Below are 1,047 nucleotides of genomic sequence, written 5' to 3' on the forward strand. Positions count from 1 at the left end.
TCGGGCCAGGAAGAAACTCAGCCTGGCTATGAGGAAACTGGCGAAGGCAGAGGAAAAGGGGGCTGCTTCAGAAGTTATTGAAAAGCTCCGCCTGGCAGTCAAGGGGCGGAACAATCGGGTGGTTTCACTCGCAAAGAGGCTGGCTGAACTGAAGGATTACCAGGAGAAGGGGACAATACCAGAGGTAGTCTTTGGGGGCAGAAGGCTGTGGGAAAAGGTCTGCCAGGGCCGGGCCGCCCGTGAAAAATGGCGGCACGCCCGCAGGAACCGCCTCTACTCCCGGGGAGACGAGAGCAAGGGAGGCAACCCCAACATTAAGATATTTTATGACGAACAGGACTTCCGCCTGGCGGTTTCCTTATCCCACCTTTCTGAACAGACAGGTATAGATAAACTTGGTCGCCCCAGGATGAGCCAGGCCCCCAGGGTTGAGGGCAAGTTGTGGCTGCCGGAAAAACACCGGGAACTGGTGCAGATATGGCTGGCCATGAAGTTACCCTATGCGGTAGAACTGATCCGCACCCTGGAAGGACGCTATTTGGTACATTTGACATTTGAAGTGGTCAGGGTGCAGGAACCGGACTTTGCTAAAGGTTGTCTGGCTATAGACACAAACCCTGATGGGGTAGCCCTGTGTAACGTTAGCGCTTCCGGCCAGCCGGAACCGTGGGCGGAGGGTTTCAGCGTTCCTTATCCCGGCAACCTGGGCAAGTACGAAGGAGAGTTTCAGGTTATCCCTTACCCGAACGGCTTTCTTTATATCAGAATACCAGACTTAGCCCATGCTTCCAGCTTCCGGCGTAACTACCTGATAGGCGTTTTAGCCAAAGTAGTGGTAGATATAGCTTTCTTTTTAGGCAAACCCATTGTTTTAGAAAACCTGAACTTTGGCAAAGACAGACTGGACACTAATAAAAAGTTTAACCGCATGGCTTCCAATTTTCCATTTGCGAAAATGGTAGGAGTAATGTATCGGAGAGCGACAAAAGAAGGGGTGCCTTTCAAGTTAGTATCACCCCGGCATACTTCAACCATAGGTTACTGGAA

The 1,047-nt window shown here is 51.7% G+C and carries 1 protein-coding gene; it reads left to right on the forward strand.

All coding sequences use genetic code 11. From position 1 onward, the window contains the following. Positions 1-1,047 (forward strand): IS200/IS605 family accessory protein TnpB-related protein (locus tag ULO1_RS13390; protein WP_242947969.1); only part of this gene is annotated, 1,047 nt, incomplete at both ends.

The organism is Carboxydocella sp. ULO1 (genome assembly GCF_002049255.1).
GTDB lineage: Bacteria > Bacillota.